Annotated in this window: 30 protein-coding genes and 1 tRNA gene; 12 read left to right on the forward strand and 19 right to left on the reverse strand. The window is 66.8% G+C overall.

Annotation, left to right across the window (positions count from 1 at the left end; all coding sequences use genetic code 11):
- Positions 1-121 precede the first annotated feature (121 nt).
- Together ACTJKY_RS08725 and ACTJKY_RS08730 are read left to right on the forward strand one after the other, a co-directional pair.
- A complete protein-coding gene (locus tag ACTJKY_RS08725; RefSeq protein ID WP_440845487.1) occupies positions 122-874 on the forward strand; it encodes a helix-turn-helix domain-containing protein in 753 nt (250 codons plus the stop codon).
- A 389-nt stretch (positions 875-1,263) separates the two neighbouring features.
- Positions 1,264-1,395: a recombinase family protein gene (locus ACTJKY_RS08730; protein WP_440845488.1), complete on the forward strand. Its 132-nt coding sequence runs from the start codon at positions 1,264-1,266 to the stop codon at positions 1,393-1,395.
- Positions 1,396-2,265: 870 nt separating this feature from the next.
- On the opposite strand, the gene ACTJKY_RS08735 is transcribed toward ACTJKY_RS08730, so the two are convergent.
- The 12 genes from ACTJKY_RS08735 to ACTJKY_RS08790 all read right to left on the reverse strand — a co-directional run bounded on the left by ACTJKY_RS08735 (position 2,266) and on the right by ACTJKY_RS08790 (position 11,909).
- Entirely contained in the window at positions 2,266-2,490 is a 225-nt protein-coding gene (locus ACTJKY_RS08735) for a hypothetical protein (protein ID WP_440845490.1), read from the reverse strand.
- An 834-nt stretch (positions 2,491-3,324) separates the two neighbouring features.
- Positions 3,325-3,400, reverse strand: a tRNA-Phe gene (locus ACTJKY_RS08740).
- 31 nt (positions 3,401-3,431) lie between these two features.
- A complete protein-coding gene (locus ACTJKY_RS08745; protein ID WP_440845491.1) occupies positions 3,432-3,614 on the reverse strand; it encodes a DNA gyrase inhibitor YacG in 183 nt (60 codons plus the stop codon).
- Positions 3,615-3,619: 5 nt separating this feature from the next.
- A complete protein-coding gene (locus ACTJKY_RS08750; RefSeq protein ID WP_440845492.1) occupies positions 3,620-4,570 on the reverse strand; it encodes a ribonuclease in 951 nt (316 codons plus the stop codon).
- Positions 4,563-5,132 carry a Maf family protein gene (locus ACTJKY_RS08755; protein WP_440845493.1) on the reverse strand — a complete coding sequence of 190 codons (570 nt, stop codon included), beginning with the start codon at positions 5,130-5,132 and terminating at the stop codon, positions 4,563-4,565. Before ACTJKY_RS08755 ends, ACTJKY_RS08750 begins: the two co-directional genes overlap by 8 nt.
- A gap of 13 nt (positions 5,133-5,145) precedes the next feature.
- A complete protein-coding gene (infA, locus tag ACTJKY_RS08760) occupies positions 5,146-5,364 on the reverse strand; it encodes a translation initiation factor IF-1 (RefSeq protein WP_003049127.1) in 219 nt (72 codons plus the stop codon).
- A gap of 270 nt (positions 5,365-5,634) precedes the next feature.
- Positions 5,635-7,824 carry a sodium-translocating pyrophosphatase gene (locus tag ACTJKY_RS08765; protein WP_440845495.1) on the reverse strand — a complete coding sequence of 730 codons (2,190 nt, stop codon included), beginning with the start codon at positions 7,822-7,824 and terminating at the stop codon, positions 5,635-5,637.
- A gap of 197 nt (positions 7,825-8,021) precedes the next feature.
- Positions 8,022-8,507, reverse strand: coding sequence for a DUF1440 domain-containing protein (locus ACTJKY_RS08770; RefSeq protein ID WP_440845496.1), 486 nt, complete (start codon positions 8,505-8,507; stop codon positions 8,022-8,024).
- A 65-nt stretch (positions 8,508-8,572) separates the two neighbouring features.
- Positions 8,573-9,496, reverse strand: coding sequence for a TraB/GumN family protein (locus ACTJKY_RS08775; RefSeq protein ID WP_440845497.1), 924 nt, complete (start codon positions 9,494-9,496; stop codon positions 8,573-8,575).
- 63 nt (positions 9,497-9,559) lie between these two features.
- Positions 9,560-10,396 (reverse strand): S-formylglutathione hydrolase, encoded by an 837-nt coding sequence (fghA, locus tag ACTJKY_RS08780; protein ID WP_440845499.1) that lies wholly within the window; start codon positions 10,394-10,396, stop codon positions 9,560-9,562.
- Complete coding sequence (locus ACTJKY_RS08785) at positions 10,396-10,782, reverse strand: VOC family protein (RefSeq protein WP_440845501.1); 387 nt, start codon at positions 10,780-10,782, stop codon at positions 10,396-10,398. Before ACTJKY_RS08785 ends, fghA begins: the two co-directional genes overlap by 1 nt.
- Positions 10,783-10,796: 14 nt before the next feature.
- Complete coding sequence (locus ACTJKY_RS08790) at positions 10,797-11,909, reverse strand: S-(hydroxymethyl)glutathione dehydrogenase/class III alcohol dehydrogenase (protein WP_440845502.1); 1,113 nt, start codon at positions 11,907-11,909, stop codon at positions 10,797-10,799.
- Between the two features lie 165 nt (positions 11,910-12,074).
- On the opposite strand from ACTJKY_RS08790, the gene ACTJKY_RS08795 reads away from it, so the two are divergent.
- The 7 genes from ACTJKY_RS08795 to ACTJKY_RS08825 all read left to right on the forward strand — a co-directional run bounded on the left by ACTJKY_RS08795 (position 12,075) and on the right by ACTJKY_RS08825 (position 17,757).
- Positions 12,075-12,536: a DUF4126 domain-containing protein gene (locus tag ACTJKY_RS08795; protein ID WP_141987181.1), complete on the forward strand. Its 462-nt coding sequence runs from the start codon at positions 12,075-12,077 to the stop codon at positions 12,534-12,536.
- Entirely contained in the window at positions 12,533-13,909 is a 1,377-nt protein-coding gene (locus ACTJKY_RS08800) for an FAD-containing oxidoreductase (RefSeq protein WP_440845503.1), read from the forward strand. The genes ACTJKY_RS08795 and ACTJKY_RS08800 overlap by 4 nt, the downstream gene beginning before the upstream one ends.
- 14 nt (positions 13,910-13,923) lie before the next feature.
- Positions 13,924-14,568 carry a sulfite oxidase-like oxidoreductase gene (locus ACTJKY_RS08805; protein WP_440845504.1) on the forward strand — a complete coding sequence of 215 codons (645 nt, stop codon included), beginning with the start codon at positions 13,924-13,926 and terminating at the stop codon, positions 14,566-14,568.
- A 134-nt stretch (positions 14,569-14,702) separates the two neighbouring features.
- Positions 14,703-15,065: a response regulator gene (locus tag ACTJKY_RS08810; protein ID WP_440845505.1), complete on the forward strand. Its 363-nt coding sequence runs from the start codon at positions 14,703-14,705 to the stop codon at positions 15,063-15,065.
- On the forward strand, positions 15,062-16,831 hold the full coding sequence (locus ACTJKY_RS08815; RefSeq protein WP_440845506.1) for a PAS domain-containing sensor histidine kinase: 1,770 nt from the start codon (positions 15,062-15,064) through the stop codon (positions 16,829-16,831). Before ACTJKY_RS08810 ends, ACTJKY_RS08815 begins: the two co-directional genes overlap by 4 nt.
- Positions 16,828-17,445, forward strand: coding sequence for a response regulator transcription factor (locus ACTJKY_RS08820; RefSeq protein ID WP_440845507.1), 618 nt, complete (start codon positions 16,828-16,830; stop codon positions 17,443-17,445). The genes ACTJKY_RS08815 and ACTJKY_RS08820 overlap by 4 nt, the downstream gene beginning before the upstream one ends.
- Positions 17,446-17,535: 90 nt before the next feature.
- A complete protein-coding gene (locus tag ACTJKY_RS08825) occupies positions 17,536-17,757 on the forward strand; it encodes a hypothetical protein (RefSeq protein ID WP_440845508.1) in 222 nt (73 codons plus the stop codon).
- A 60-nt stretch (positions 17,758-17,817) separates the two neighbouring features.
- Here the strand turns inward: ACTJKY_RS08825 and ACTJKY_RS08830 are convergent, their stop codons facing one another.
- From ACTJKY_RS08830 to ACTJKY_RS08845, 4 genes are all read right to left on the reverse strand, one after another.
- A complete protein-coding gene (locus tag ACTJKY_RS08830; RefSeq protein ID WP_440845509.1) occupies positions 17,818-18,345 on the reverse strand; it encodes an AAA family ATPase in 528 nt (175 codons plus the stop codon).
- 74 nt (positions 18,346-18,419) lie between these two features.
- Positions 18,420-19,235 carry a hypothetical protein gene (locus tag ACTJKY_RS08835; RefSeq protein WP_440845510.1) on the reverse strand — a complete coding sequence of 272 codons (816 nt, stop codon included), beginning with the start codon at positions 19,233-19,235 and terminating at the stop codon, positions 18,420-18,422.
- 975 nt (positions 19,236-20,210) lie between these two features.
- The gene (locus tag ACTJKY_RS08840; RefSeq protein ID WP_440845511.1) at positions 20,211-20,669 is read right to left on the reverse strand and encodes a hypothetical protein; all 459 of its coding nucleotides are present in this window, start codon (positions 20,667-20,669) and stop codon (positions 20,211-20,213) included.
- Positions 20,670-20,781: 112 nt separating this feature from the next.
- Positions 20,782-21,228, reverse strand: coding sequence for a hypothetical protein (locus tag ACTJKY_RS08845; RefSeq protein WP_440845512.1), 447 nt, complete (start codon positions 21,226-21,228; stop codon positions 20,782-20,784).
- 222 nt (positions 21,229-21,450) lie between these two features.
- On the opposite strand from ACTJKY_RS08845, the gene ACTJKY_RS08850 reads away from it, so the two are divergent.
- Entirely contained in the window at positions 21,451-21,687 is a 237-nt protein-coding gene (locus ACTJKY_RS08850) for a hypothetical protein (protein ID WP_440845513.1), read from the forward strand.
- Positions 21,688-21,946: 259 nt separating this feature from the next.
- Here the strand turns inward: ACTJKY_RS08850 and ACTJKY_RS08855 are convergent, their stop codons facing one another.
- Genes ACTJKY_RS08855 through ACTJKY_RS08865 form a run of 3 tightly spaced genes read right to left on the reverse strand, consistent with a single transcriptional unit; the run spans position 21,947 to position 24,155 of the window.
- On the reverse strand, positions 21,947-22,405 hold the full coding sequence (locus ACTJKY_RS08855) for a GNAT family N-acetyltransferase (protein WP_440845514.1): 459 nt from the start codon (positions 22,403-22,405) through the stop codon (positions 21,947-21,949).
- The gene (locus tag ACTJKY_RS08860) at positions 22,402-23,520 is read right to left on the reverse strand and encodes a M14 family metallopeptidase (protein WP_440845515.1); all 1,119 of its coding nucleotides are present in this window, start codon (positions 23,518-23,520) and stop codon (positions 22,402-22,404) included. Before ACTJKY_RS08860 ends, ACTJKY_RS08855 begins: the two co-directional genes overlap by 4 nt.
- A complete protein-coding gene (locus tag ACTJKY_RS08865; RefSeq protein ID WP_440845516.1) occupies positions 23,517-24,155 on the reverse strand; it encodes a DUF4136 domain-containing protein in 639 nt (212 codons plus the stop codon). Before ACTJKY_RS08865 ends, ACTJKY_RS08860 begins: the two co-directional genes overlap by 4 nt.
- A gap of 192 nt (positions 24,156-24,347) precedes the next feature.
- Here ACTJKY_RS08865 and ykgO point away from each other — a divergent pair, with 192 nt between their 5' ends.
- Complete coding sequence (gene ykgO, locus ACTJKY_RS08870; RefSeq protein ID WP_010543750.1) at positions 24,348-24,473, forward strand: type B 50S ribosomal protein L36; 126 nt, start codon at positions 24,348-24,350, stop codon at positions 24,471-24,473.
- 8 nt (positions 24,474-24,481) lie between these two features.
- Entirely contained in the window at positions 24,482-25,102 is a 621-nt protein-coding gene (locus ACTJKY_RS08875; protein ID WP_440845517.1) for an HAD family hydrolase, read from the forward strand.
- Positions 25,103-25,193 lie beyond the last annotated feature (91 nt).

Below are 25,193 nucleotides of genomic sequence, written 5' to 3' on the forward strand. Positions count from 1 at the left end.
CGCGAAAGGTCCGCCAGCTTTGGCCACATGGTGGCCGGTAGCGGCGGAGATTGGCAATTTCCCGTCGAGCCCTTGACGAAATGTGCGGATTTGTGTCGGGTTGTCCGGTAGGGAGACGAGGGTGCGCGACGAAGAGCCGTTACAGCGCGACGAGAACGACCAGATCGCCGTGCGGCTTCGGGAAGAACTGGCCCGACGGCGCATCTCGCGCCAGGCTCTTGCCGACATGGCACGGATCAGCCTTTCCACACTGGAAAAGGCGCTGTCCGGCAGCCGCCCGTTCTCGCTGGCGACAGTCGTGCGGATCGAGGATGTGCTGGCCACGGCGCTGCGCTCCGGCACCACTGCCCCGTCAACACCGCCGGACGCGCTGCTCGCCCCAGCGCATATGGGTTCCTATAGCCGCCCGGCGGTGCGCTGGATCGAGGGCGCCTACCTTACCCTGCGCCCGGCGTTCAGCGAGCCAGGCACAATCTATGCCTATTGCACCGAGATTTTATGGGATAGCGCGGGCGCGCATCTCAGATTCACCGAAAGCGAGCGGGCGGACCGGACCTTCTCCCAGGCCGGATATGTCTCGATGCCCCACCTTTCCGGCCACACCTATCTGGTGACCAGCGAGGAAGGGCAGTACAGACTGATCATGTTGGGGCGTGGCACGCGCGAGCGGCGGATGTTCGGTTTGCTTTCAACCCTGCAGGCCGGGCCCGGATCGCAGCTACTGCCCGTCGCCAGCCCGATCGCGCTGGTCCCGCTCGACCAGTTCGAAACCCCGCACTTCGGCGTCGTCGCGGTCGGAAACGATTTTTACGCGCCCTATCGTCAGATCCTCGACCATGCCATCGCTAGCGACTTCTGCCGCTGGCACACGTGAAGGCTCAGATCAAGCGGCGCGGGGCCGCATGGCCGCGGTTTGAGGAAGACATGGCGCTCAGTGATGGTGCAGTTGGCCGCTTCGAGGAGCTTTGGCGCGCGGCGTGGATAATCGGTTGCCGCCAAGATCGCGCTATCGCTTTCGGCGGCGGTCGACCAGAGTCAGTCGTTCTTCAGCAAAGGTGTGAACGGCGGCTTCTGGCGAAACCTGCCAGTCACCCAACGCAAACATGATGTGCGGCTTCGTGACCCATCCAGCCAGACCCTTCCGGAAAAGGCTCGATCGCGCAGCCTAGAGGGGATCAATCGATCTAGGATTGCCGACGGGTGACGCTTTCACCGCGGTGGCGTCATGAATTGCCGCAGGGGTTCCGCTCGCTTACGGAGCAGATGGACACCACCGCGCCCCATGGCGAGCTGCTGTTCTCCTTGTTCGGTGCCTTGGCACGGTACGAGCGAGCTTTGACGCGTGAGCGAGTGGTGGCCGGCCTTGCCGCGGCAAAACGCGGAGGCCGCTATTGAAGCACTGGCATCCGGCACCAGCAAAGCCGCGGAGTACCGGAATTTCGGCATTGCTCGATCTACCCTCGTGGGCACCCTTGCTCGTACCGGACGGGCGGATCCTTCAGACGCTTAACCGCGTGCGCTCACGAGTAAGAAGCCACCAGTCCGCTCTCCCCCATTGTCGACATTGACTTCGATGCGGCGCAGAAGGCTGCGCAATACCCCCTGAATGTTGAGCGCGTGCTTAGTGCGCTCTAGAGCTGATTGATGCCTCTGGCGCGCGAGGCGGAAGGGAGCGGCCATCAGGCCTTTTTCACTGGCCGAGCTTTCGCGCGATCGAATGATCCCCTGTAGCGATCCCGGCCGACCGGGCAGCACGTCTCGCAGGCACTTTTGTCATCCCGGGTCTAGGCGATTTCACCGTACGGAATGACAGCCTCGGACTCGCCATGTCGCTTCGCGACGGTGTTCGCGAGCCGCTTTATGCATCGTCGGCGAACGATTACTTCATCGCGTCACCGATGCGGATCAGGATATGCCGCGATCAGCAAATCCGAGTTGTAGCGGTGAACTCCTAGCACTGAGGACCAATCGCGAGAGTTCACTCGTCGGCGCGGTACCCCGCTTGTTAGAGGGGGCAGCATGGGCGGAACCGCGAAGGATCCCCTTTTTGCTGATCGGTTGACTCATAGGCGGCCGTCGAAAGGGAGGCAGCAGTACGGAACTTCCTCTTCTGGGTGGGAAGCGAACCGTCCGCCTACGACCGATTCCAGCCTAAACGGTCGTTCCATCGCTTATGGGAACGGCTTAAGTTGGTCGGGAGCAGACGGCTGGATTTGACGACGGCCCGAGCCCGAAGACCGGGATGGCGGACTCCGGTCGCGGCGATCAGCGGGCGACCTCGACGTGACTGGAACCTGCTCGCTGCGGCACGAACAGAAGCAACAGGACGATCGCGACGGAGAGCGTTGCCGTGGCAAGCGGATGACTGACACCCAAACCGCCTTCTCCACGGGCTTGTCGAGGAAATCCCTGACGACCGCCCCAGGGGCGGGTGAGGATGCAAGTTGCCCAGACCACCATCACAGTGCTGTTGAAATAGAGCAAGGCCAACACACCGAGCCCAGCCGAAAAGGATCGCTGCTCCGGAATAACCGAGCGAGCCGTCGGCTACCCAGTCCATCAAGGTCGTGCCGAGCGTCCGGGGAAGGTGATCGTGACCCAATAAAGGTGTCAGCACGAGCGTTATCGATGGCGTTGACATCGACCGTGCCGAGGGCGCGATACCAGCTGAACAGCGATGCGAGCACCAGCCCGGATAACAGTGTCGAGCCGCCGGTATACCCCAGCGCTAGGGACCGGGTGGCAAAATCCACGAGCGTGGTGCCTGCGGTGGCGGACGCATTTACGCGTAGCCCAACCGCGTCCCCGCCTGCCAAGCCCCCGATCCGAAAGCACACGCGGAAATCTGTGAGCCCCGCAACCGGGCGTGTCGCTGCCGCAAATCGCGCGGCCACTCTGCAGCCGCAAGGCCCAGTCGTCACCACGCGCGACACATCGGCGGACGTTAATCTGCACAGGCTGAAGGTAGCGCCGACGGCAGCCTCCTTGTCCTGAGTATGTGCGAGGTACTCTACTGCCGCTTGCAGTCGGTCCAACGATCGGGACGCCAAGATGATACTCGTCACCATCGTGGCGGACAAAGCAGCTGACGCAAGGTTCGGCGGGTGCGAACGAATCTCAGGAGCCGGAGACCGGGCGTTCTGCAGATTCTTCTGCCGTGTCAGGCGGACTTCTTGCCGCCTTTCCCATAGAGCGTCATTACGCGAATCGTCAGGAAAATGGTGAATTTCCGGAGGTCGCGAGGATGTGGCCACATATGGGAGCGAACTTCACCTCTTATGGGCGAAGCGACAGGACGTTCGTGGATCTGTGCGGAGAGGTGGATGGTGCCCGGGGACGGAGTCGAACCGCCGACACTGCGATTTTCAGTCGCATGCTCTACCAACTGAGCTACCCGGGCACACCGGCGGAACCGCCGGGGAGCGCGCCTGTTAGTCGGGGAATTCGTCGCTGTCCAGCCCCGATTGCAGATTTGTTTGCGCCGGCTCGCCGGGCACGCGGTAGCCTTCGCCCAGCCATTGCAGCAGGTCGCGATCCTTACAGCCGCGGCTGCAGAAGGGCTTGAACTCGGCAGTGCCGGGCTTGCCGCAGATCGGGCAGGCGTCGCGGGGCATGGGGGTCACTCCTTGGGGGTCACGAACTGGACCGCGCCACCCATGCGGCGGGCCAGCGTTTCGGTCCAGTCGGGCTCGCGCGCCAGGCGGCGGGCGATTCGGGCATCCACCATATGGGTGGCCGGCACCGGTTGGGGAAGGCGCTCGAGCCGGCGCAGCTCGGCGCGGGCGGCGGCGCCGACGGGATCGGCGTGGAGCAGCTCCGGCAGCGAAGGTCTCGTGCGGCGGCGGACGATCTGGAGAAAGCCGAAGCCGTTCACCGCGGTGCGCTCGAACGGCTGGGGCAGCGCGGCGTCGATCGCCTCGGCCACCGCATTGCGCGCGTTCTTGTTGCTGAGCGTCGGGAAGTCGATGCCGATCGAGCCGCCGATGCCGAATCGCTCGATCGCGCGGGCGACGGCATGGGCGGCGGCGATCGACAGCGGCTCGAGCGGGCCGGAGCCGTCGACATCGAACAGCGTCATCGCGGGGGTGGGGGACATGCGCAGCGCGCCGCCGGGAAATACGATCTCGCCGGTATAGGCCTCGTCGAGCAGTTCGGACCAGCCAGCCTCCTCCAGCGCATCGGCCTCGTGGGGGCGCAAGAGGCGCACCGGATGGTCGGTGGCGGTGATCCGGGCGAGCAGGTCCGGTCCGTCGCCCAGCGGCGCCTCAGGGGGCGCTGGGACGGCCTTGGGGAGCTTGGCGCGACCTGGTTCGGGGATTGCCTCGCGGACGATCTTCACGCGCAGCGGCGCGCCTTGAGTGATGCCCTTGGGGAGGGGGTCGCACAGCGCCTCGCCGCCCTGGTCGAGCGTCACCTTGCCGGTGGACTTGTCGGCGAGCCGTGCCGCGCAGATCGCACCGACGTGGGGGCGGGTGCCCGCCAGCTCGATCCGCGCCTTCCAGATCAGCCCACGCGAAACGAGGGCGGCGCGGTTCTCGCCGATCCCCGCCTCGTACAGCCACTCAGCCAAGGGGATAGCCGGCAGCGGCGAGCAGCGCGCGTGCCTCGAACACCGGCAGGCCGACTACGCCCGAATGGCTGCCGGACAGGAAGCGCACGAAGGCCTCGGCCTTGCCCTGGATGGCATAGCCGCCGGCTTTGCCCATGCCTTCGCCGCTGGCGACATACCAGTCGATGTCGGCGTCGCTCAGGCGCTTGAACGCGACGACGGTGTCGGAGACGCGGGTGCGCGCTTTCCCGTCGGTGCCGATCACGCAGAGCGCTGACAGGCAATGGTGGCGGCGGCCGGAGAGCAGCGCCAGCATCCGGCGCAGATCGGCTTCGTCCGCGGGCTTGCCGAGGATGCGGCGGCCGACCGCGATGGTGGTGTCGCCGGCGAGGACGATCTCGTCCGCGGCACGCTCGACCGCATGCGCCTTGGCGGTGGCGACGCGCAGCACATAGGGTCGCGGCAGCTCGCCGGCGCGGACATCCTCGTCCACGTCCGGCGCAGCGACGCGATCGGGCGCGGCGCCGATCCGGGTGAGCAGATCGAGCCGTCGCGGCGAAGTGGAAGCGAGCACGAGCCGCATGGGCGGCACCCGCTTACTTGAAGCGGTAGGTGATGCGGCCCTTGGTCAGGTCGTACGGGGTCAGCTCGACGAGCACCTCGTCGCCGACCAGCACGCGGATGCGGTTCTTGCGCATCTTGCCGGCGGTGTGGCCGAGAATCTCATGGTCGTTCTCGAGCCGGACGCGGAACATGGCGTTGGGGAGAAGCTCCACAACCTGTCCACGCATTTCAAGCAGTTCTTCTTTGGCCAAAAAATGCCTCTCAGGGATTAGCGCGCGTAAAAGTGCGTCGCCCTTACAGCGCTGGAAGGAAAAAGGGAAGGCGGCGCAGCACGGGCGCGCGTCTTCGTGTGGGATGTGGGGAGATGGGAGCGGGAAGGCAAGGAGGCACTAATCTCCCCTCCCGCTTGCGGGAGGGGTTGGGGGAGGGGGCGACGTGGAGGTTCTTTCTGCAAAGGTGTCGCCCGCGAACCTTACACACCCTCCCCTAACCCCTCCCGCAAGCGGGAGGGGGATTTCAGGTCAGTGCGTGCCGCCGCCAGCCAGCGCCGCGAGCAGCAGCAGCGCGACGATGTTGGTGATCTTGATCATCGGATTCACCGCCGGGCCCGCCGTGTCCTTGTACGGATCGCCGACCGTGTCGCCGGTAACCGCGGCCTTGTGGGCATCGCTGCCCTTACCGCCGTAATTGCCGTCCTCGATGTATTTTTTCGCATTGTCCCAGGCGCCGCCGCCGCTGGTCATCGAGATCGCGACGAACAGGCCGGAGACGATCACGCCCAGCAGCATCGCGCCCACCGTGGCGAAGCCCTGCTCCTTGCCCGCCACTGCGGCGATCAGGAAATAGACGAGGATCGGGCTCAGCACCGGCAGCAGCGAGGGGATGATCATCTCGCGGATCGCTGCCTTGGTGACGATGTCCACCGTGCGGGCATAGTTGGGCCGGCTGGTGCCTGCCATGATGCCGGGATTGTCGCGGAACTGGGCGCGGACGTCTTCCACCACGGATCCCGCCGCCCGGCCGACCGCGGTCATGCCGAACGCGCCGAACAGATAGGGGAGCAGCGCGCCGAGCAGCAGCCCGACGATGATGTACGGGTTGGAGAGCGAGAAGTTGACCGGCCCGGTCAGCCCCAGCGCGTCGTGATAATGGTCGAGATCGGTGGTGTAGGCGCCGAACAGCACCAGCGCGGCGAGTGCGGCCGATCCGATCGCATAGCCCTTGGTCACTGCTTTGGTGGTGTTGCCCACCGCGTCGAGCGCGTCGGTCTTGTGGCGGACCTCGTCGTCAAGGCCGGCCATTTCGGCGATGCCGCCGGCATTGTCGGTCACCGGACCATAAGCGTCGAGTGCTACCACCATGCCGGCCAGCGCCAGCAGTGAGGTTGCGGCGAATGCCACGCCGAGGATGCCCGCAATCTGATAGGTCGCGATCACCGCGACGACGATCACCAGTGTCGGCAGCGCAGTCGACTCGAGGCTGATCGCAAGGCCCTGGATGACGTTGGTGCCATGGCCGGTCACGGATGCCTTGGCGATCGATTTGACCGGGCGGAAGTTGGTGCCGGTGTAATATTCGGTGATCCACACCAGCAGGCCGGTGACCGCCAGGCCGATCATCATGCACCAGAACAGGCCCATGCCGGTAACGGTCGGCATTGCGGCGGCGGCGGCCACGGCATCGGCCGACACCGAACTGCCATCGAGCAGCGCCGAGGGCTCGCCGAGCGAGGCGATCGAATCCTGCATCCGGCCGCCCAGCACATAGTGGGTGACGCCGTAGATCGCCGGGACCGAGAGGATCACGGTGGCCCAGAAGCCCTTGTAGAGCGCGCCCATGATCGACTGGTTGGCGCCCAGCCGCACCATATAGGTGCCGAGGATCGAGGTGATGATGCACACGCCGCCGACGAGCAGCGGCAGCGCCATCAGCCGGGTGAGCAGCGCCTCATCGACGCCGCGCAGCAGCAGTGCGATGGTGACCATGGTGAGGCCCAGCGTCACTACGTACGTCTCGAACAGATCGGCTGCCATGCCGGCGCAGTCGCCGACATTGTCGCCGACGTTATCCGCGATCACCGCCGGGTTGCGGGGGTCGTCTTCCGGGATGCCGGCTTCCACCTTGCCGACCAGATCGGCGCCGACATCGGCGGCCTTGGTGAAGATGCCTCCGCCGAGCCGCGCGAAGATCGAGATCAGCGATGCGCCGAAGGCGAGCGTCGACAGGGTGAGCACGACGATGCGATCGCCCGGCGCATGGTGCGCCATGTCCACCAGATACCAGAACAGCACCGCGATCGAGAGCAGGCCCAGGCCCGCTACCAGCATGCCGGTGATCGCACCGGAGCGGAAGGCGAGGGTGAGCCCGCCCTGCAGGCTGCCGCGCGCCGCCTCGGCGGTGCGCACATTGGCGCGGACCGAGATGTTCATGCCGACGAAGCCGGCCACGCCGGACAGGATCGCGCCGATCAGGAAACCGATGGTGGGGATCAGCCCCAGCGTGAGGAACAGCACGATTCCGACCACGACGCCGACCACGGCGATGGCGGTATATTGCCGCGTCAGATAGGCCTTGGCGCCTTCCTGGATCGCGGCGGCGATATCCTGCATCTTGGCGTTGCCGGCTGGCGCACGCAGCACCTGCTGGCTGGTGATGAAGCCATAGGCCACGGCGATCAGGCCGCAGACGATGGCGAAATAGACGATCGTCATAGAGTGACATCCTCCCCTGCAATTGCGGGTCGCGGCGCACGCCGGGTGTATCCGGTCTCGTCCGCAACCCGGGAGGGTATAGCAATAAGGGGTTCGCGCAAGGCGGTTGCGCCGTCCGTGAAGTGGACGGCGAGCCTTGGTAAACCTATGTCATCCCCGCCGATGCGGGGACGACGGCTCGTGGGGGAGGCGGGGGGTTACCGCGCGCCGGCGATGATCCGCCGCACGCCTTCCAGCACCATGCCGTAGACGAGGTGCGATGCTGCGCCATAGGCATGGATCGAAGCTGGCGTCTCGGCGGGCCCGCTGCCCAGTCCCAGCGCCGGGACGGCACCTTCATCCAGCAGCGCGGAGGTAACCACGCCATATGCGCCGCCGAAGCCCGACGCCGCTTCCGGCCGATACTCCGTGATCAGCCCGTAGATGCCGCCCAGCACGCCGCCGACGATGTAATGCACCGCCTGGCCCGAGGCTTCGCGATACTTCTCGGGCACCTTGTCGCCCGTCGTCGCCTCGACCACCACATCGGCGGCCTTCACCGTTGCCGGATCGCCGTCGCTCTGGTCCTCCTTGGGGATCAGCTTGCTCGCCTGATTCTGGAACGCGGCCATCGCGGCCGAGGCGACCAGGCCGGCGGTCACGCCCGCGAGCAGGCCGATCAGGGGACGGGGATTCGATGCCATGCGAATTGCTCCAAGATGCATGCGGCAGGGCGCCGCTTCGAAGAGGACGCGCGCCCCGCGGATCGTCAGTAGCGGATGCGCTCCGCCTTGACCTGATCCTTCGCGAGGAACGCCTGGACACTGTCGTTGCCGGCGAGATGGCCGGCACCTACCGCCAAGAACACCGTTCCGGGCGTTTGGAGCCGTGCCTCGATCCATTTCGCCCAGCGCGCATTGCGTTCGGTCAGCAAGATGCGGGCGAGTTCGGGCGTGTCGCGCATGCCTTCGTTCATCGTCGCGCCTAGCGCCTCGGGATCGCCGGCGGCCCATTGGTCGATCATCTTGCCGAGCTCGGTGCCGAGCTTGGGGTAATCGTCCACCGCCGAGGTGAGGAAGGCGAGCTGCAGCGCCTGCGGCATGCTGGAGAAATAGCCGAGCTGCTGCTCGGCGGTTTCCAGCCCGATCACCGGCTTGTCGGCGTCCTTCGCCGCCGCGGTCAGCACCTTCTCCGCGCCGCTCGCCGGATCATAGCCGAGCTTGGGCAGGCCCGCGACGCTGAGCGTGATGCCCGCCACCCAGGGCTGGAGCATGTCGAACGCCGCAGGGGGCACGCCAATATCGGCCATCGCCTTCAGATAGGCGTCGCGCTTGTCGGCGGGCAGCTGCTCGGCGATCGGCTTGGCGCCCGCCGGCGCCATCGCGGTCTTCACCAGCAGCGCCTGCATCGCGGCGGGATCGGGTTCGATCAGTTCGAGCACCAGCGTGTCGCTCTTGTCGAACGCCGTCTTCACTGCCGAATCGAACCAGCTGAGCCCGGGCTGCAGGACGTGCACGGTGCCGAACAGATAGATGGTGGTGTCGGCATCCTTGACCACCCAGAGTGCCGGATCGGCCGGGCGGTTCTGCACGGCGGGCGCAGCGGCCGCCGGTGCCGCCTGGCCGAAGGCGAGCGGGCTGAACAACAGCGCAAGCGGCGCGGCGGCGACGGCGAACAGCGACTTCAACTTCACGCCGGAAAACTCCCCCGAATGGACCGGCACCGCGTCGTGCGGCGTCGGTGTGCTGGTCTTATATCACGCTTTCAGCCGCGCGGCATGCCAGGCGACATGGTCGGCGAGGAAGGTCGATACGAAATAATAGCTGTGGTCGTAGCCCGGCTGGAGCCGCAGCGTCAGCGGGATGCCGGTGGCGGCGCAGGCATTGGCCAGCAGCTGCGGGCGGAGCTGCTCGGCGAGGAAGTTGTCGGAATCACCCTGGTCGACCAGCAGCTCGGGCAGGCGCGCGCCGTCCTCGATCAGCGCGACGGCGTCATGGGTGCGCCATGCCGCGGGATTATCGCCGAGATAGCCGCCCAGCGCCTTCTGCCCCCAGGCGACCTGGGCAGGCGCGACAATCGGCGCGAAGGCCGAGACGCTGCGGAAACGCTCGGGATTGCGCAAGGCGATGGTCAGCGCGCCGTGGCCACCCATCGAATGGCCGGTGATCCCCTGTCGGGTCAGGTCGGCCATCGGGAACTCGGCGGCGAGCAGCGCCGGCAGCTCGTCCTCGATATAGCTCCGCATGTGGAAATGCGCTGCCCAGGGTGCCTCGGTCGCGTCGACATAGAAGCCGGCGCCCTGGCCGAAATCATAGTCCGGCACATCGGCCACGCCTTCGCCGCGCGGGGAGGTGTCGGGTGCCACGAAGATCACCCCCGCTTCGGCGCAGGCGCGGCGATATTCGCCCTTCTCGGTGACATTGGCGTGGGTGCAGGTGAGGCCCGAAAGATACCAGAGCACCGGCAGCTTCGCGCCCTCGGCATGCGGCGGGACGAAGACCGAGAAGGTCATCGGCGTGCCCGTCGCGGCGGAGGCATGGCGATACACGTCCTGCACCCCGCCGAACGCCTGGTTGGTCGAGAGCGTCTCCATCAGGCACGGACCGGGTGGACGGCGCAGAGCTTGTTGCCGGAGGGGTCGCGCAGATAGGCGAGGTAGAGCTGGCGCCCGCCGGTAGCGTTGCGGATGCCGGCCGGGTCTTCGATCACGGTGCCGCCATGCGCAACGCCAGCCGCCTGCCATGCATCGACCAGATCGGCCGACGCGGCGAAGAAGCCGATCGTGCCGCCATTGGCGCAGCTTGCCGGCTCGCCGTTGATCGGCTTGGTGATCAGCAGGCGGCCGCCGCTATGGGCGTAGGCGATCCGGCCCTTCTCGTCGATCAGGCCTTCGCCCACGCCAAGCACGCCCAGCGTCGCATCGTAGAAGGTCTTGGCAGCGTCGATATCGTCGGCGCCGAGCATCACATGGGTGAACATCGCTTGTCCTCTTCTCAGTAGACGACGACGCTGCGGATGCTCTCGCCCGCATGCATCAGGTCGAAGCCCTTGTTGATCTCTTCCAGCGTCAGGATGTGGGTGATCATCGGGTCGATCGCGATCTTGCCGTTCATGTACCAGTCGACGATCTTCGGCACGTCGGTCCGGCCCTTGGCGCCGCCGAACGCGGTGCCCTTCCAGACGCGACCGGTGACCAGCTGGAACGGGCGGGTGGCGATTTCCTTGCCCGCCTCGGCCACGCCGATGATGATCGATTCGCCCCAGCCGCGATGGCAGCATTCGAGCGCGGTGCGCATCACCTCGGTATTCCCGGTCGCGTCGAAGCTGTAGTCGGCGCCGCCGTCGGTCAGCTCCACCACCTTGGCGACCACCTGTTCGCGCGACATGCCCTTGGTGTTGAGGAAGTGGGTCATGCCGAACTTGCGGCCCCATTCCTCGCGGTCCGGGTTGACGTCGATGCCGATGATCTGGCCCGCACCCGCGAGGCGTGCGCCCTGGATCACGTTGAGGCCGATGCCGCCCAGGCCGAACACCACGACCGTCTCGCCCACCTGCACCTTGGCGGTGTTGACCACCGCGCCGACGCCGGTGGTGACGCCGCAGCCGATATAGCAGCTGGTCTGGAAGGGGGCGTCCTCGCGGATCTTCGCCACCGCGATCTCGGGCAGCACGGTGAAGTTGGAGAAGGTCGAGCAGCCCATGTAATGGAAGATCGGCTGGCCCTTGTAGCTGAAGCGGGTGGTGCCGTCGGGCATCAGTCCCTTGCCCTGGGTGGCGCGGATTGCGGTGCACAGGTTGGTCTTGCCGGAGAGGCACGACTTACACTGCCGGCATTCCGGCGTGTAGAGCGGGATCACATGGTCGCCCGGCTTCACGCTGGTGACGCCGGCGCCCACCTCGCGGACGATGCCGGCACCTTCATGGCCGAGCACCGAGGGGAACAGGCCTTCCGAATCGAGGCCGTCCAGCGTGTAGGCATCGGTGTGGCACAGGCCGGTGGCCATGATCTCGACCAGCACTTCGCCGGGCTTGGGGCCCTCCAGATCGAGTTCGACGATCTCCAGCTGCTTCTTCGCTTCGAAGGCGACGGCGGCGCGGGTCTTCATGGCCGGGTTCTCCTGTAGGGCTTGGTTGGGTCGCCTGATCCTTCAATCGGTGGCCGCTTGCAACCCGTTGCGGTCCGTTTCGTTGGCGGCGGGACCATACCCTCGTCCAGTTGCGCAGACGCGCAGAAAGGCGCTGGGTGGGTGCCGCTACTGGGAGACCTGCCGATGCCGCCCCTCGTCCTCGCGCTGTTGATCGGCATCGTCGCCGGCATGCGCACCATGACCGCGCCGATGGCGATATCCTGGGCGGCCTATGCCGGCTGGCTGCCGCTGCAGGGGACGTGGCTCGGCTGGCTGGGCTGGTGGGGTACACCGTGGATCTTCACCGCGCTGGCCATCGGTGAATATGTCGCGGACAAGCTGCCGACCACGCCCAGCCGCAAGTCGCCGCCGGGGTTCATCGGCCGGACGATTTCGGGTGCGCTGTGCGGCGCGGCGATCGGATTGGCGGCGAGCTCGCTGCCGCTGTGCCTTGCCGCCGGCATCATCGGCGCGGTGATCGGCACCTTCGGCGGCTATGCGGCCCGCATGGGGCTGTGCCGGGCGTTCGGCACCGATCTTCCCGCCGCGCTGGTCGAGGATCTCGCGGCCATCGGCGTGGCGGCGTTCGTGGCAGCCTCGCTATGAGCCGCAAGTTCGACGCCATCGTGATCGGCGCAGGGCAGGCGGGGACACCGCTTGCCGGGCGGCTTAGCGACGCCGGCATGTCGGTGGCGCTGGTCGAGCGGCACCTGCTCGGCGGCACCTGCGTCAATACCGGTTGCAAGCCGACCAAGACGCTAGTCGCCAGCGCCTATGCCGCGCACATGGCAAGGCGGGCCGCCGATTTCGGCGTGACCATCGGCGGCGAGGTCGGCATCGATTTCGCTAAAGTGCGGTCGCGGGCGGACAAGATTTCCGCGGATTCTCGCGCGTCGCTGCAAAGCTGGATTGACGGGATGGCGCACTGCACGCTCTTCTTCGGCCAAGCGAAATTCGAATCGCCGCATCGCGTACGCGTTGGCGATGAGGTGTTGGAGGCGGACCGCATCTTCCTCAACGTGGGCGGCCGCGCGCTGGTGCCGGAGATGCCGGGCGTGGAGGACGTGCCGTTCCTCACCAACAGCACGATCCTCAAGCTCGATGCAGTGCCGCGCCATCTGGTGGTGGTCGGCGGCAGCTATATCGGGCTGGAGTTCGGCCAGATGTTCCGCCGCTTCGGCGCCGAGGTGACGATCGTCGAGAAGGGCCCCAAGCTGATCGGCCGCGAGGATCCCGAAATCTCCGACGCGGTGCGCGATATCCTGGAGGCGGAAGGCATCGCGATCCGCACCGGCGCCGAATGCATCCGCTTCGCATCCCAGGGCGACGACGTGCTGGTCGGGGTCGACTGCCATGAGGGCAGCCCCGAAGTGCTCGGCAGCCATGTGCTGCTGGCAGTGGGGCGCACGCCCAACACCGACGATCTGGGGCTGGATGCGGCTGGCGTGGCAACCGACGCGCGCGGCTATGTCCAGGTCGACGATCGGCTGCGAACCAATGTCGCGCACATCTGGGCAATGGGCGACTGCAACGGCCGCGGCGCCTTCACCCATACCGCGTATAACGATTTCGAGATCGTCGCCGACAACCTGCTCGACGGCGCCGACCGCAAGGTGACCGATCGCATCCCCGCCTATGCGCTCTATATCGATCCCCCGCTCGGCCGCGTCGGCATGGGCGAGGTGGAAGCGAAGAAGGCGGGCCACCGCATCGAAGTTGGCAAGCGGCCGATGACGCGGGTGGGCCGGGCGGTGGAGAAGGACGAAACGCTCGGCTTCATGAAGCTGGTGAGCGACGCGGACAGCGGCAGGATCCTCGGCGGCGCGATCCTCGGCACCAGCGGCGACGAGGCGATCCACGGCGTGCTCGACCTGATGGTGAAGCAGGGTACGGCTACCGATCTCGCGCACGCGGTGCATATCCATCCGACCGTGTCCGAGCTATTGCCGACCATCGCTGGCGAGCGGAAGCCGGCTTGAGAGGGGAAGCGCCGATGGACGAGGACAGCAAGCTTACCCGATCCAAGCGCGCCTGGGCCGAGGCGGGCAAGTTCCTCACCGGCCGTACGTCGCGCCCCGAGACGGAGCGACTGCCGCCCGGCCAGCACCTCGTCACCAACTGGCCGGTGCTCGATCTTGGCCGCCAGCCCGAGGTGCGGCCCGAGCGCTGGCGGCTCACCATCGACGGCATGGTCGCCCGCCCGATGACGCTCGACTGGCCCGCCTTCGAGGCGTTGGCGACCGACGAGCGGACGAGCGACATCCACTGCGTCACCAGCTGGTCGCGCTACGACAATCGCTGGGCGGGCATCGCCACGGCGCGGCTGCTCGAGATGGTAGAGCCGCGCGACGAGGCCGAAGCGGTGATGCTCCACGGCTATGACGGCTATACCACCAACCTCCTGCTCGCCGATTTCGCCGCGCCCGACGCGCTGATCGCGCACCGCTGGGAGGGCAAGCCGCTCCACCGCGACCATGGCGGCCCGGCGCGGCTGGTGGTGCCGCACCTTTATTTCTGGAAGAGCGCCAAGTGGATCTCGCGCATCGAGGTGATCGGGCGCGATCGGCCGGGCTTCTGGGAAGTGAACGGCTATCACCTGCGCGGCGATCCCTGGGCCGAGGAACGCTATTCGCGCTGAACCGAGCGGCAATACGTACCAATCCGCATGACGTTGTAGGTTGGCGCTGCATATTTTGGCTCCATGCGTTTCAGCGTCTGCCTTGCCTTGCCCCCCACGCCGCCCGGAGTGCGCGCGTGAAGGAGGGCGTCCCCATGCCGGCCCGGGGCGTGCGCGAGCGCGTGCTGCTGGTCGATTCGCAGGACGATTCGCGCCGCGCGCTGCAATTGCTGCTGCAGGGCTGCGGGATGGAGGTTCGCGCCTTCGCCTCGGCTGCCGCGGCGATGGCGGAAGCCACGATCGACCAGATTCGCACGCTGCTGATCGCGCGCGAACTGTCCGACGGCGATGCCATCCACCTCGTCCGCCATCTGGCCCTGCGCGGCTGGAAGGGGCGGGCGATCCTGATCGGCCAGAGCCACGCCGAGCTGGACGATGAGGCCCGCGCTGCCGGGTTCGCCGGCGTGGTGAAGAAGCCTGTTGGCCGACTCGAGTTGCTCGGCGCGCTCGCGCGATGAACGTTCCGCTGCTGCCGTTCGACATGCCCGTGCCGGTGACGCTGGGCGATCGTCTGCGGCGGCGCATGCCCGAGGCGATGGCGACGCTGCTCCTGCTCGTCTCCGGGCTGGCGCTGGCGCCGCTGGTCTCGCGCGGGGAGCGCTATGTGCTGGTCGGCGTGCTGTTCGCCTGGGCGGCGGCGATCCTCCTGCTCGCTTCCTATAGCCGCGCGCTGCGCCGCCGTCTGCGCACCGAGGAGGCCGATGCCCGCAGGCGGGCCGATCGCGCCGACGAACTCGCCGCCGAACTCAACCTGCTGATCGACGGCGCGGTCGGCTATGCGATCTACACCGTCGATCCCAACGGCCGCGTCTCCTTCTGGAACGAAGGCGCCGAGCGGCTGAAGGGCTGGCGCGAGGACGACGTGCTCGGCCGCGACATGGCCCTGTTCTACCCGGCCTCGGCCGTCGCGGCGGGCAAGCCGCGCGCCGATCTCGACACGGCGCTGCGCGACGGCAAACTGGAGGAAGAGGACTGGCGGCTGCGCAAGGACGGCAGCGAGTTCTTGGCGCAGGTGCTGATCACGCCCTTGCGCGGCCCGGACGGGCTGCTGCGCGGCTTCGGCAAGGTGATCCGCGACATCACCGAGCAGCGCGCCAGCGAGCGCCAGGCCAGCGCCGCCGCCAACCATCTCCGCTCGATCCTGGCGACGGTGCTCGACGCGATGGTGATCATCGACGAGCGCGGCAACATCGTGTCGTTCAGCGCTGCCGCCGAGCGAATGTTCGGCTATGCCGAGGACGAGGTGGTCGGCGCCAATGTAAGCCTGCTGATGCCCTCGGGCGACGGAGCGCGGCACGACGGCTATATCCGCCGCTATCTGGACACCGGCGAGCGGCGGATCATCGGCACCGGCCGCATGGTGACCGGGCGCCGCCGCGACGGGTCGACCTTCCCGATCGAACTCTCGGTCGGCGAGGCGATGACCGATGGCGAGCGGGTCTTCACCGGCTTCATCCGCGATCTGAGCGACAAGCAGCGCGCCGAGCAGCGGATCGAGGAGCTGCGCTCGGGCCTGATCCATGCCGCGCGGGTGAGCGCGATGGGCACCATGGCGTCGACCTTGGCGCACGAGCTCAACCAGCCGATCACCGCGGTGGTGAACTATGTGAACGGGGTCTCCAACCTGATCGACGCGGGCGATCCCGAGGATCTGCCGATGATCCGCGAGGCGCTCGACGACACCGCGCAGGAAGCGCTGCGGGCGGGCACCATCGTCCGGCGGCTGCGCGAATTCGTCGCGCGGGGCGAGGTGGAGAAGAGCGTCGAGCAGATCCCAGATCTGGTCGACGAGGCCTGCAAGCTGGCGCTGATCGGCGCGCGCGAGAAGGGTGTGGTGGCAGAGTTTCTGTTCGATCCGGCGGTGAGCCCGGTGCTGGTGGATCGCATCCAGATCCAGCAGGTGCTGATCAACCTGATGCGCAACGCCATCGAGGCGATGGGGGATGCGCCCGAACGGCGGCTGACCGTCTCCAGCCGGCTCGAATCGCCCGGTTTCGCGCGGGTGACGGTGGCGGATACCGGCCCCGGCGTCGCCGCTGAAGTCGCCGAGGACTTGTTCCGCGCCTTCCACAGCACCAAGGCCGAGGGGATGGGCCTCGGCCTCTCGATCTGCCGCACCATCGTCGAGGCGAATGGCGGCCGCATCTGGCTGGAGCCGCGCGAGGGCGGCGGCAGCTGCTTCCACTTCACCCTCGTCCATGTAGAAGAAGGGAATACCCCGTGACCGACAAGCGCCTCGTCCACATCGTCGACGACGAGGATGGCGTCCGCCGTTCCGCTAGCTTCATGCTCAAGACCCATGGCTTTGCCGTGCAGACCTGGCCCTCGGGCATCGCCTTCCTCAAGGAGGTGCGGCATGTCGAGCCCGGCTGCGTGCTGCTCGACGTGCGCATGCCCGAGATGGACGGGCTGGAGGTGCAGCAGGAACTCCATGCGCGCGGCATCGCGCTGCCGGTGATCGTGCTGACCGGGCACGGCGACGTCTCGCTGGCGGTGAAGGCGATGAAGGCGGGGGCGATCGACTTCCTCGAAAAGCCGATGTCGGGCACCGCGCTGATCGACGCGATCAGCCGCGGCTTCGAGCGGCTGGAGGCGGCCGAAGACGTGAAGACGCGTGCCGCGGATGCCGAAACGCTGCTCGGCGCGCTGACGGTGCGCGAGCGCGAGGTGCTGGAGGGGCTGGCGCAGGGATACCCGAACAAGACCATCGCCTATGATCTCGGCATCTCGGCGCGCACCGTTGAAGTGCACCGCGCCAATGTGATGGCGAAACTGGGCGCCAAGAGCCTGTCCGAAGCGCTCAGAATCGCCTTCGCTGCGGGAATGGGTGCAGATTAAACGATTGCACAATCGTGCATCCTTGGCGCGCTGGTGGTATAGTCGGGAGACTCGGGAAAAACACGGAATCACGCACGCTGAGGAGCGGGAATGATGACGATGCACTGCGAACCGAACGCCATGGCAGCGGTGCTGCCGGAAGTGGAAGAAAGCCTGCGGTCCTGGTCGTCGGGCCTGTTCACCGCCTGGTGCGACGCGGTGGTGACGCCGTGGAACCTGGTGCCGGCGCCGACCACCCACGAGGTCAGCCGCGGCGATCGGCTGACCATCCCCGAAGCGCTGGAGAGCGGGACCCTGTCGCTATTCGCCTGAGGGGCGGGGGCTTGTTCTTCGAGGGCCGGATCTTCAAAAGTCCGTCTTCGAGCGGCCGGCTTATCGGCGCAGATCGTTGCGGCGGTAGAAGTCGGCAATGGCCCGCGGCGAGGCGAGCATGGCCTTGGGCAGCGTGATGTCTTCGAACATCCGCCGATAGCGCACGCGATTGGCGCGGGTGGCGATGGCGATGTGGTGGAGCATGTCCCATTTCACGCTGTCCCGCCCGCCAGTGAGCGCACCGCGGCGCTCGCGCTCGAACCAGCAGCGCCGGACATAGCGATAGAGGCTGACCGAGGTTGGCACGTCGAGCAGCAGCACGCCGGTTGCCCGCGCCAGGCGTTGCGGCAGCAGCCGGGTATAGTTTCCCTCCATCACCCAGCTGTCGCCGGGGATCGCCGCGTCGTGCAGCGCGGCGAAGTCGTCGGCCGGGCGGGGGACCCAGTCGGTGTCGGGAAAATGGTGGAGCTGGTCGAGATGGATCGGCGTTAGCCCACGCGCGGCGGCGATCGCGACGGCCAAGGTGGACTTGCCGCTGTTCGACGGGCCCAGGATGCACAGGCGCGGGCCGAGTTGGTCAAGGGTCATGGCCACGGGGCCTGTGCCGTCGACTGCGGGTTCGGTGCCCGCCCGCCGAGCCCGTCCCGCCATGCGGCGCCCGGTCACAGGACCTCCCGCCCGAGCACTTTCTTCGCATAGCGGGTGTGGCCGTTCCCTTGCGACTCGTCGGGGCAGGTGGCGGTGACCCGCGTCGCATGGATCGCACCGCGGTCGGCACGGAGGGCCAGCGTGGTTTCCTCCTCGGCGCCATGATCGCCGCAGGGCCAGTCGGCGAGTTCGGCCGGGCGCGGGTTGCGGGCGAGCGCCTCCCATTGCCAGTGATAGAGGGCCAGCGGGCGCTCGGGATGCTCGGCGCTGGTCAGCGCGTGGAGGCCGGGATGGGCGCGCGAGGTGCCGACCGCCACCATCAGCTGCTTGCCGCAAGGCAGCGCATCGATCTGCAGCAGAAACTCGCCGGCGACGCCGTCATGGTCATAGTCGGCGAGCTTGAGGATCGGGACCGCGGGGCGGGCGCGGATCGCCTTGGGCGTGACCTCCTTCGAGACATCATCGTCGCCCATCGGCCAGCGCGGCAGGACGGCGGCGGGGCCGTCCTCGTTGGAAAGCATCTCGGACCCGGCGAACAGCGGCGCCAGCGCCATCCGTTCGGGCGCTGTACCGGGGCGCTGCCGTTCCAGCACCAGGTCTCCGCGCTGCGCATAGGCGACGCCGCTGCACGGGCAGGTGATCGCCATCTCGGGATCCTGGGGACCGCACGTCGCATCGTCCCGCGGCGCGCCACGCCAAACCAGCCGCCACACTTCCTGCACGCCGCCGACGGTAACGTGCCGCTCCTCGCGGACGACCTCCTTGCCTGGCGTGGCAAGCAACGGGGCGGCGACCAGCGCCAGCAGGGCGAGCAGGGGGCGGAACGGCATGCGCCGGTTATGCCACTGACCGCACTAAGCGGGAAGGCCACGGAGTTGCGCGGGTCTTGATTCCGCGTGGAAGCCGATGGCGATCGACAAGCCCCTGCTTTGGAGGCCCCCTCAGCTGACCGATAGCTGGGGAAAACGGCCGCGCCAGGGCGGCGGCCAGCGACCGAAGTTGCGAAAGTTTAGGCTTGCGCGCGTTTCAGCGGGTCTCTCGGTGGGCTGGCGCGGGGGCGCTAAGTTTAGGAAGTTTAGGCCCGTGAACATTCAGCGCGTACCGCTCGCCGAAACCGGCAGAGCGCAAGGCGCATCGCCTCGCGCGCAGGAAAGCATCGCCAGCGGGGTCAAAGAGCGCCCGCCCAAAAGCGGGGTGGGTACATATGGGGAACATCGCTGATGCCGCAAGACGGCGCTGCAGCGTTCGGAGGTGCGACCGATGATCGTCGCGAACGGCCGGACGTGGGGGCGGCCCGTCCGCTGTTGGACTGCAGACGCGAAAGCTGCCGGTTCTTGAGGGCCGCCGGCAAGGCGCCTGCCGACCACCTCGAGACGTTCGCCGATCCGCGCTCACACGGCTGCTCTTGCTGGCATCCGCCATTCCCGCATTCATGGGTAGATCGAAAGCCGCGCAGCCACCGCTAAAAACAGGCGTAGAACCGTGATTTCGGGAATTTGCGATGTCGCGCCGTAACCCGATTGAGCAGGGTGGCTCGTTGCGGCGGTCCGCCTGGCCAGCCGTGCAGCGTTGCTTCGGCAACGCAGGCCAACGCGGCACGGGAGACACCGTCGCGAGCCAACACCGACAAGCCTCGGCTGGTCAAGTGCTGGATAGACCCTGTGGACGGCACAGAAAGTGGCGACATGGGCGCTCTCAATCCGCAGAGCAGCGTACCCGAACACGGGACATAGCGTCGTACCGCAGGGGTCGGCCTGCTGTTCAAGGCAGGCGGAATGATCAGCCCCGCGTCGCTGGGCGGTCGCCTACCGTTCGGCAGCTCCAACGGCAGCGGATGCTTGTTCGGTCATCTGCTTGCAGAGCGTGCGTTCAGACAGTTTCTGTGCCCGGGCATTCTCGGCGAGCGATATCGTCTGGCCCTCGCGGACCTCCTCGGGATGCGCAGGATCAGCCGGGTTCATCAACCCGATAACCTGCGGACCGACAATGGTGCCGCGCCGGCCAACCTCTTGCTGCGCAAGCGCGGCGGGCGTGGCAGTCATTCCGCTCAAGGTCGCAGCCACGATCCTCCGCGCGTTCGCCACATCGCCTGTGTTCGCGAAGCCGTTGGCAGCGCAATATTCAATAAGGCCTAAGCGATTGTAGGTCGCGCCAAATGCCCTTTGAAGCTGTTCATCGGAAGGCAGATCCTGTGCCTGCAGACTGCCAACAGACGCAGTTCCAAGCGCGACCCCGACCATGAGCTTGCGATAACATGTACGCATTCAAACCTCCTTGGCCGGCGAGGGAACGTTCTTGAACAGCATCCGATGCGGATGAAGTGGGATCACACATGGCGATCGGAACAACGTCCGTCTTGCAAGATGGCAATAGGGTTCAGCAAGCAACGCCCCACATGCCCCGCATGCTGATGGCAACGCCGCCGTGATCCACCGTAAGAACCGCGCGACCGCCGCTGCTATCTGTCGCTGCGTTCGATGTGACGCGGCCGATGGCCTGAATGTGCAGACGGTACCCGGAACAGGAAGCGGTGCCCCGTCCTGTCTCCAGGCCCTCGCCCTCTTTCTCGGTCAACCGACACGCGCGTAAGCCCTGCGGATCTCGGAGCATGAGCTCGCTGCCGACAAGCTGGAGATAGTCGTGGCCTGCCCCCGTGAACGTAAACGTGCAGCCTGTCTCCTGCGTCGACTGCTCGTCCGCGTCGCTCAGCGGCACAAGGGGCATCCGCTTCGCACTTGCCTGGGCGGCGACCTGATGGGGCGGCGTCGCCGCGCCTAAGGTCACCGCGGCTGCGCTGACCAAGACTGCACGAATGAACAGCATCCTTCTCCTTGTCGCGGGACAGGTCCGGCAGACAGCGGGTTTCTGCGCCGTTGGCAAGGCCGAACGCCACCGCATCTGGCGCGGACCTGCAGACCATTTTGCCTCACTCTGCCGCGAGATACCTTGCGGCGGCCCCGATTGCACGTCGCTACGGATCGGCTAGAGGCGTGGGCCTCCCGTAGGGTATGTCGCTCGCGGAGGTGAGCCAGGACGATCGACGGGATGATGCGCGTGCTATCCAATGTCCTTTTCGCGCTTGCGGCGCTGACGGGCGTGTGCGCGATGCTCGTCTATGGGTATCTCGTCCAACTAGCCTGCGGCTACGCCCCCGGTGCAACGAGCTGCAGCGGAGCGCCGTGGGACCTGACGGCAGATGACCGCTTCTGGCTGATCGGCATGCCGGCTATGGCAATTGCCAGCCTCCTTGCCCTCGGCGTGCTGGCAAGGCGGAAGGCTTAACGCGTAGCTGGACAGCCGCACGGGTACTCCCGGGGCCAGCATCCCAAATCCTGTTGAACGACCGCTTCCCTGCGAGGGCTCGACAGGCCGCTGCTTTGCTCGGCTGTAATGTCTGTTCCTTCCGACAGCCGTCGCTCCGCCGGGAATGGCAGGTAAGTCCCAGCCTCAGACTTTGCCGCCGCGTGAACAAGCCTTCCCTCAAGGTGGAGAGAAAAATGCCGTGCGGTTTACGGCGGCAGCAGGAACGAGGCCTGCGCCGTTACAGCGCCAATGTGAGAAAACGACTATGCGGATCTTCCGCATAACTGCCGAAGGGCGGGCAGGGCACGAAGCCGTAGCGCGCGTAGAGCCGGAGGGCCGGTTCGAACGCGGGCGCGGTGCCCGTCTCCAGGCTCAGCCGCGTCAGCCCCCGCGCTCTGGCGGTGGCGAGGATATGCTCCAGCATCGCTGCGCCGACGCCCTTGCCGAGCTGCGCCGGCACGGTGCGCATCGACTTCACTTCGCCGTGCGTCGCATCCAGCTGCTTGAGCGCGCCCATGCCGAGCAGATCCTCGGCCTCCCACGCGCTCCAGAAGGTGACGTCCGCCGCCTGGAGGCCCGACAGGTCGAGAAAGTGGCAGCTCTCGGCCGGCGAGTTGGCGAGCATGCCCGAGGCGTGCAGGCGCAGGAGATCCTGCACCTGCGGCTCGTCCAGCCCGCCTTCCCGGATCGTGATCACAGCGTGTCGATCATCCCGGCCAGCGTCTCGAGGCAGGCATGGGCGAGCAGCTTGCTGCGGATCGGCGACCAGCCGAACTCGGGGTCGGCGTTCGCGTCATGGTCCTTGAATGGCATTTCCAGCGTCATCGACACCGCCCCGAACCGCTCGGCGAGCTGGTTGGTCGACATGGCGAGATTGGCCTTGCCCGGCGGCGACTTGTCATAGCCGAGCTCGGTCTGGAAATCGGGGGTGTGCGCCGCCAGGCGACGGCCGAATTCATAGAATTTCTCGCCGAGTTCGTCGGTCCAGCTCGGGATGCCTTCGAAGCCGGCGAGGAAGTTGGCCGGGATCGCCTCGTCGCCGTGGACGTCCATGGCGAAATGCACGCCGGTTTCGTCCATCGCATTGCGGACCGCGAGCACTTCCGGGCTGCGCTCCGGCGTCGGCGTGTGCCATTCGCGATTGAGGTTCACCCCGGCCGCGTTGGTGCGCAGATGGCCGCGGCGCGAGCCGTCCGGGTTCATGTTGGGCACGCAGTGGAAGGTGGCCTTGCTGCGGAGCGCCTGTGCCACCGCATTGTCCTCATCGGTGAGGAACTCCAGCGCGCCTTCCATCCACCATTCGGCCATGCTCTCGCCCGGATGCTGGCGGGCATAGAGCCAGACCTGCTTCGGGCCCTCGCCCATGCTGAGGCAGTCGATCGGCTGGCCGTCCAGCGTCTCGCCTAGCTGGCGGTGGGTCACCCCGTCCTGCAGCGCGATGCCGCTGACCAGGTCGTGGTGCCGCTCCATCGAATAGGGCGCGAAATAGGCGAACCAGGTGAGGTCCGTCTGGAAGTGGTGGGTGAAGCTGAGGATGCCGCCGGCATAGTCCGTATCGGTCATCCGCCACGATTCGCGGTCGGCCGACCAGCGCGCCTTGTAGCCCGGCCAGCCGAAGGGGTAGGCCGAGCTGCCCGCATTGAGGATGCGGAAGGTCAGCGTCCGCCCCTTCGCGCCGGCGACGCGGAAGTGGAACCACTGGAAGAAGTCCGACTGGTGATCGAGGACGATCTCGCAGTCGACCCGGTCGCCTTCGATGGCGACCACGCGGATGTTGCCGCTGTCGAACGCGGCGCTGATCTGGATGCTCATTTTACCGTCGTAGTGATGCCGGACTCGCCGGGGAAGTCCTTGAACAGCGCAGCGGCGAGTCGCTGTGCGGTAGCGGCGGGCTGGTTGTCCTTGATGCCCACGCCGGTGGTCTCGGCGCGGCCTTCCCAGATCACGTTCTCGCCGGCGCGGCGGCGGAGCTGCACCCAGAGCTGCGAGACGAGGATCTCGTTGGTCTTGCGCTTGCCGAGGCCGAAGGAGAAGCTGCCGCCGAGGCCGCCGCCGCCGCCCCGGTTGCCGCCGAAGCTGCCGCCGCCCAGGCCCACCGATACCGGCGACTGCTCGCGGACCACGCCGCGTGAGGTGCGGGTGAACGAGACCGAGGCGATATAGCCCGCCGGGCGATCGCTGGTGGCGGGGACATAGCCGAGCTTGTTCAGCTCCGCCTGCACCGCATCGGCATAGGCGCGGAATTCGGGGGTGACGTCCATCGCGCCGGTCATCGGCACGACGGATACGGTGGTTCGCTCGAACGGCTCGCTCAGATGATAGCGGGTGACGTCGATCGGCGGATGGCCGCCGGTGGAGGTGCAGCCGGCGGCGAGCGCGGGCAGGGTGGCAAGCAGGGCAAGACGCAGATACGGATTCACGAACACGCACTCCTGTTTCGTGGGCATGGGCGGGTGTATCCTGCCGGCACGGGCCGGGTCGAGCGGATTTGCGGAGCCCATCGGCGGTGAAACGTTCGAGGACGGCGTTCGGCTGCATATCGGCAGCACGGGGCACACGCGGCCTTGACTTCCCGCCGCCGCGCTTATAGGCGAGCCGCTCTTTCCGGCATTCCAGATAATTTGAGAAGCGAATCGGTCATGAAGATCGTCAATTCATTGAAGTCGCTCAAGGGGCGGCACCGCGACAACCGCGTGATCCGCCGCCGTGGCCGGATCTACGTGATCAACAAGACGCAGAAGCGTTTCAAGGCACGTCAGGGCTGAGCCCGTACGTGGGGACTGCGCCGCACGCCGTTATCTTCGACGTCGGCAACGTCCTTTTCCCTTGGGAACCGCGGCGTTTGTACGAGCGCCTGTTCGACAACGAGCAGGCGCTCGACGCGTTTCTGTCGCAGGTCGTCACCAAGGAATGGCATTTCCAGCATGACGCTGGCCGTCCCTTCGCCGAGACATCGGCGGAGCTGAGCGCGCTGTACCCCGAGCATGCCGACAAGATCGCGCTCTGGGGGCCGCAGTTCGGCGACCAATTGGGTCCGCCGATCCCCGGCATGGCCGAGCTGATCGAGGAACTCGATTCGGCGGGCGTGCCCCTGTACGGCATCACCAATTTCTCCGGCGAGTTCTGGCGGGCCTGGATGCCGCAGGTGGACTGGCTGTTCGGCCGCTTCCAGGACATCGTCGTCTCGGGCGACGAGAAGCTGGTGAAGCCCGATCCCGCCATCTACGCGCTGGCGCTGGAGCGATTCGGGCTGAAGGGCCCGGACGCGGTGTTCGTCGACGATCTGCCGGTGAACGTCGAAGCGGCGCGGGCGCAGGGCATCCACGGCGTGGTGTTCACCGGCGCCGAGCCGTTCCGCGCCGAGCTGGTGCGGCTGGGCGTGCTCGCCGGCTGAGGGCTGGCGGCTCTTTCCTCCTTCCCATCGTTGAGACGGCCATCCTGACGAAAGTCGGGATCCATTCGCGATGCCGCTGGGGCGGAAGGAG

The organism is Sphingomonas sp. 22176 (genome assembly GCF_052045505.1).
Classification (GTDB): Bacteria; Pseudomonadota; Alphaproteobacteria; order Sphingomonadales; family Sphingomonadaceae; genus Sphingomonas.

What these genes read in the sequence shown, in the direction of transcription:
- ACTJKY_RS08730 (WP_440845488.1), top strand. Translation starts at nt 1,264, where the DNA reads ATGGACACCACCGCGCCCCATGGCGAGCTGCTGTTCTCCTTGTTCGGT.
- ACTJKY_RS08745 (WP_440845491.1), bottom strand. Translation starts at nt 3,614, where the DNA reads ATGCCCCGCGACGCCTGCCCGATCTGCGGCAAGCCCGGCACTGCCGAG.
- ACTJKY_RS08755 (WP_440845493.1), bottom strand. Translation starts at nt 5,132, where the DNA reads ATGCGGCTCGTGCTCGCTTCCACTTCGCCGCGACGGCTCGATCTGCTC.
- ACTJKY_RS08765 (WP_440845495.1), bottom strand. Translation starts at nt 7,824, where the DNA reads ATGACGATCGTCTATTTCGCCATCGTCTGCGGCCTGATCGCCGTGGCC.
- ACTJKY_RS08770 (WP_440845496.1), bottom strand. Translation starts at nt 8,507, where the DNA reads ATGGCATCGAATCCCCGTCCCCTGATCGGCCTGCTCGCGGGCGTGACC.
- fghA (WP_440845499.1), bottom strand. Translation starts at nt 10,396, where the DNA reads ATGGAGACGCTCTCGACCAACCAGGCGTTCGGCGGGGTGCAGGACGTG.
- ACTJKY_RS08785 (WP_440845501.1), bottom strand. Translation starts at nt 10,782, where the DNA reads ATGTTCACCCATGTGATGCTCGGCGCCGACGATATCGACGCTGCCAAG.
- ACTJKY_RS08790 (WP_440845502.1), bottom strand. Translation starts at nt 11,909, where the DNA reads ATGAAGACCCGCGCCGCCGTCGCCTTCGAAGCGAAGAAGCAGCTGGAG.
- ACTJKY_RS08795 (WP_141987181.1), top strand. Translation starts at nt 12,075, where the DNA reads ATGCCGCCCCTCGTCCTCGCGCTGTTGATCGGCATCGTCGCCGGCATG.
- ACTJKY_RS08800 (WP_440845503.1), top strand. Translation starts at nt 12,533, where the DNA reads ATGAGCCGCAAGTTCGACGCCATCGTGATCGGCGCAGGGCAGGCGGGG.
- ACTJKY_RS08805 (WP_440845504.1), top strand. Translation starts at nt 13,924, where the DNA reads ATGGACGAGGACAGCAAGCTTACCCGATCCAAGCGCGCCTGGGCCGAG.
- ACTJKY_RS08810 (WP_440845505.1), top strand. Translation starts at nt 14,703, where the DNA reads ATGCCGGCCCGGGGCGTGCGCGAGCGCGTGCTGCTGGTCGATTCGCAG.
- ACTJKY_RS08815 (WP_440845506.1), top strand. Translation starts at nt 15,062, where the DNA reads ATGAACGTTCCGCTGCTGCCGTTCGACATGCCCGTGCCGGTGACGCTG.
- ACTJKY_RS08825 (WP_440845508.1), top strand. Translation starts at nt 17,536, where the DNA reads ATGATGACGATGCACTGCGAACCGAACGCCATGGCAGCGGTGCTGCCG.
- ACTJKY_RS08830 (WP_440845509.1), bottom strand. Translation starts at nt 18,345, where the DNA reads ATGACCCTTGACCAACTCGGCCCGCGCCTGTGCATCCTGGGCCCGTCG.
- ACTJKY_RS08835 (WP_440845510.1), bottom strand. Translation starts at nt 19,235, where the DNA reads ATGCCGTTCCGCCCCCTGCTCGCCCTGCTGGCGCTGGTCGCCGCCCCG.
- ACTJKY_RS08840 (WP_440845511.1), bottom strand. Translation starts at nt 20,669, where the DNA reads ATGCGTACATGTTATCGCAAGCTCATGGTCGGGGTCGCGCTTGGAACT.
- ACTJKY_RS08845 (WP_440845512.1), bottom strand. Translation starts at nt 21,228, where the DNA reads ATGCTGTTCATTCGTGCAGTCTTGGTCAGCGCAGCCGCGGTGACCTTA.
- ACTJKY_RS08850 (WP_440845513.1), top strand. Translation starts at nt 21,451, where the DNA reads ATGATGCGCGTGCTATCCAATGTCCTTTTCGCGCTTGCGGCGCTGACG.
- ACTJKY_RS08860 (WP_440845515.1), bottom strand. Translation starts at nt 23,520, where the DNA reads ATGAGCATCCAGATCAGCGCCGCGTTCGACAGCGGCAACATCCGCGTG.
- ACTJKY_RS08865 (WP_440845516.1), bottom strand. Translation starts at nt 24,155, where the DNA reads ATGCCCACGAAACAGGAGTGCGTGTTCGTGAATCCGTATCTGCGTCTT.
- ykgO (WP_010543750.1), top strand. Translation starts at nt 24,348, where the DNA reads ATGAAGATCGTCAATTCATTGAAGTCGCTCAAGGGGCGGCACCGCGAC.